Here is a 3,834-nt window from a genome sequence, read left to right on the forward strand (position 1 = left end):
AAGTTCCTTATCAATTCCATGTAGATATGTGATTTCTCTTCGTAATCATCTAAAACGTCGATAGTAAAACCTGTTCTTGTTTCGATCTGATCCAAAATAAAATCTAAATTTTCTGCTTCTCTCAAAGCGGTGGTACCTACTACTTTCAATTTATTAGCTCCATATTCCTCTGCAACCCTTTTGAATCCTAAAAGTTTTTGACTTAGGATCTCTACTTTTTCAAAAGATATCCTTCCTGTTGTAAAGGTATCTCTTCCTAAGAATAAGGGATAATCCAAACTTTCTATTATATCGATATCATCTTGATCGTTCTGAGCAATATCAAAAGATATATTTTCTGTTCCTATGTTTATAACACCTGCTACCATTGTTATACACCTACTTTTTCTTTAACAAGTGAAAAAGCCCCATACAAACATGCATCATCCAGCAATTGAGATAATTTAAACTCACAACACTCAAAGATATGAGGTATAGAGTACTGCTTGGCTGTTTCAACTACTATAGGCATCAATTGTTCCCCTAATGCCTCCATTACTCCCCCTCCTAAAACTATAACTTCAGGATTTAGTAAATTAATAATGGAACCAGCATTTATTCCTATATATCTTGCGGCATCATTCAATATCCCTCTAACAAGATCGTCCCCTTGATCATAAGCAGCTTTCAAAGTAGAACTTTTCACTATGCCTTTCAAATCACTGCTTTTTATTAAGGTTTTCTCGCCTCTCTCTTTTTTTCTAACTATTTCTCTTTGGATAGCTATTTTAGAAGACAAACTTTCCAAACAACCACGAAGATTACAACCACAAAGAGGGCCTTCAGGGTACACATTCATGTGCCCAATCTCAGCAGCGAAATTGAACGAACCTTTATATAATGATTCATTCAATATTAAACCGCCACCTATTCCTGTTCCCACAAAATAACCTACGGCGTTTTTTACTCCTTTAGCGGCACCAAACTTCCATTCCCCATACATACTCGCATTAGCATCGTTTTCTATAATAGTTTTGATATTGTATTCTTTCTCAACAAAATCTACTAAATTAAATTCATTCAAAGGCATGTTAGGAGTAAAGGTAATTTTTCCATCTTTTATAACTCCTGGTACACCTATTCCTATCCCTTTTACATCTTTATTCTCCTTCAGTAAAGAATCCAAAACTTTCTTCAATTGTTCGACAACTTTTTCTTTGCCTTTTGAACTTTTGGAACTCTTTTTCTCTGACTTCAATTTGTTACCTTTCTCATCAAATAAGGCGCCAAGTATTTTGGTTCCCCCTATATCTACCCCTATCCAATTGCTCATTTTTTTCACCCCTATTTATAGGATTTAAATTTAAGCCTTTTCGCTACAAATATTGTCGTATAACTTTTCAAAAATCTCACTCACCCCAACATCTATCTTCCCTTGTAATAGGTTTATTTCTTTATCAATTTCTTTTAATAAAGCTTTAATATTATCTTCTTGAAATTTTTTTACCAACTTTTTCTTTAAAATAATCAAATCATGATGAGTCCCCAAAATATCTTGAATCTGCTTAAACATGTCTTCTTCAGGTAAAGTTTCACCCTTCGATGCTCCCAATATCTCTGTTTTATAACGCAAGTCTTTAACCTTTATCCTTATTTTATGCAGTTTTTTATCGTCACTTCTATCGGTATTTTTAAAGTCTTCATAAACTTCTTTAAATTCTTTTTTATAAAGATTATCAAAATAAGGATCATTTATCTGAAAATTTTGTACAAAATCAAACACCAAGAAACTCAAACAACTTTCTAGTAGATGATCTAACTCCGAGGTTTTTAAAGAACTTAAATAACTTTTCAACTTCTCTTTCTCTTTACTGTATCTTTTCTTGAAATAATCTATTATTTCATTATTTTGCTCTTCAATTTTCATAAGAAATTCTAAGTGAACTTGATAATCTCTTGGTTTATTGCTTTTTTTTAATATCTTATTTACTTTTTTCTTAGCTTTCTTAGAGCTTTCGCGTTTTGAAAATCCTTCCAAAAAATCTATACTTGCTTCTATCCTTCTACACGATGTTCTCATGTCGTGAACACTATCTTCTCCCTTTTCATCAAAAACATAAGAAATGTTTTTTAGGAGACGCTTTTTCATTTTTTCAAAATATTCGATGTACTCTTTTAAAAATATCCATGGATTGGCTGAAATATCGTTTAAGAGCTTAGTGACTTCGGATCTACCATCCATTTTAATTTTCCTTTTCCAGATAAAATATCATCGAATGATTCTCCTTCAATACAAATTACTCCCGCCTTTCTCAAATGCAAATCATCACCAGTTAATCTTTTTGCAAGTTCATCAAAAGTTGGATTGTGTCCAAATATCATTACATTGTTATACCCTTTCGTAATATTTGAGATTTTTTCAATTATCTCTTCTACTTCTCCAGCATACAGTAATTCTTCTTCTATTACCTTTGGCTTTGATTTAAAAGACTTTGCAAAGATTTCTGCGGTTTCTTTCGCTCTTAAAGCAGGAGAGGTAATCAAAAGATCAACCTTATTTAAAATTTTAGCCACATATTCTGCAACTTCTCTAGAATCGTTTTTACCAACTTTTGTCAACTTTCTTTCAAAATCATCAATTTCCGGAGATCTTTTTTCTGCTTTGGCGTGCCTAACTAATATTAGGTTTTTCATATGTTAAAACATTCCTCCTTCTATGAACGTTTTTAAAAAGAATTCACATAATCTCTTAAAGCTGATCCGATTCTTTCTAGCAGGGAATTCATATCACGAGTTTTGTTCAATCTTTTCAGAGTGTTCCAAAAAATATATATTCCCGTTAAACTTCCTATAAAGTTTCCAATAAAATCCGTCATTGTATCAAAAAGACTATCTTCTTGAGCTAATCTGTATCCAGGATAATCTCTAAAGATTAGATCCGAAGTAAACTCTCCTACTTCCCAAAACACGCCCAATGTCATAACAATAGAGAGGGTAACAACAAATATTTTTAAAAAGAAAAAAGGCATTTTCATCTTAGTCCAGATTAGTTCAGAACCCATCACCAACGGATATATAAGAAATGAAAGCCAAATACCTCCTGTAAAATGAAGAATAAAATCGTAAATTTCAAAATAATCGTAAAATTGATACCACATACCAAATACACTATGTAAAGAAATTTGAATTATTGTTACTGTACGTATTTCTTCAAGAATCGTAGACTTTGTCACCCATTCAAAAATCCAAGTTAAATAAACTCCAAAGGCACTTAAGAGGTATCCTAAAAAATGCGGTAAGTTAAAATCCCAAATGCTTCCTATAATAGGGATAAATACAACAAAAGAAAAAAACAAGTTAATAGTTCTTAAAACAGAATAAACCGTTGAACTTGAAGTAAACATGGTTTCTTTCACTAAAGGATCTCTTACTAAAAAATGATGGATTTTGTCAAATTCTATTTTTGCTTTTTTCAATGTTTTCGAAAATTTGGGTGTAATTGGTATCACCTCATTTGAGTTTTTTACATATTCTATAATTCATTTCAATTATACCATTTAGATACAAAAACAAAAAAAGCAGCGAACTAATTCGCTGCCATGAGGGGATGATACGACTATGGTGGCTCCGGGTGAGGGATTCGAACCCCCAACCTAGTGGTTAACAGCCACCCGCTCTACCGTTGAGCTAACCCGGAAAAAATTAAAAACTTTCAAAATCCAAAAATGATTATATCATCAAAATGGTGTTTTGTCAACATTTTTATTTTTATCTACGGGGGCTACTTCACCAAGGGTAACAAACCTTTTATCTTATCGGATAGATGTGGATACAGCTTTATCTTTATTCTTTGGA

Annotated in this window: 5 protein-coding genes and 1 tRNA gene; all 6 read right to left on the bottom strand. The window is 32.2% G+C overall.

Annotation, left to right across the window (positions count from 1 at the left end; translation table 11 throughout):
- Window positions 1-368, bottom strand: a 368-nt coding sequence (locus AA81_RS03435) for a Ppx/GppA phosphatase family protein (RefSeq protein WP_211292644.1), incomplete at its 3' end; no start/stop codon positions are given.
- Window positions 369-370: 2 nt separating this feature from the next.
- Window positions 371-1,312, bottom strand: coding sequence for an ROK family protein (locus AA81_RS03440; RefSeq protein ID WP_103898204.1), 942 nt, complete (start codon window positions 1,310-1,312; stop codon window positions 371-373).
- 30 nt (window positions 1,313-1,342) lie between these two features.
- Window positions 1,343-2,221 (bottom strand): CHAD domain-containing protein, encoded by an 879-nt coding sequence (locus tag AA81_RS03445; protein WP_103078361.1) that lies wholly within the window; start codon window positions 2,219-2,221, stop codon window positions 1,343-1,345.
- On the bottom strand, window positions 2,188-2,673 hold the full coding sequence (gene sixA / locus AA81_RS03450; protein ID WP_103898205.1) for a phosphohistidine phosphatase SixA: 486 nt from the start codon (window positions 2,671-2,673) through the stop codon (window positions 2,188-2,190). Before sixA ends, AA81_RS03445 begins: the two co-directional genes overlap by 34 nt.
- A gap of 32 nt (window positions 2,674-2,705) precedes the next feature.
- On the bottom strand, window positions 2,706-3,395 hold the full coding sequence (locus AA81_RS03455) for a DUF2238 domain-containing protein (protein ID WP_245863421.1): 690 nt from the start codon (window positions 3,393-3,395) through the stop codon (window positions 2,706-2,708).
- Window positions 3,396-3,601: 206 nt separating this feature from the next.
- Window positions 3,602-3,676 (bottom strand) — tRNA-Asn (locus AA81_RS03460).
- Window positions 3,677-3,834: the final 158 nt, after the last annotated feature.

The sequence above is a fragment of the Petrotoga halophila DSM 16923 genome (assembly GCF_002924615.1).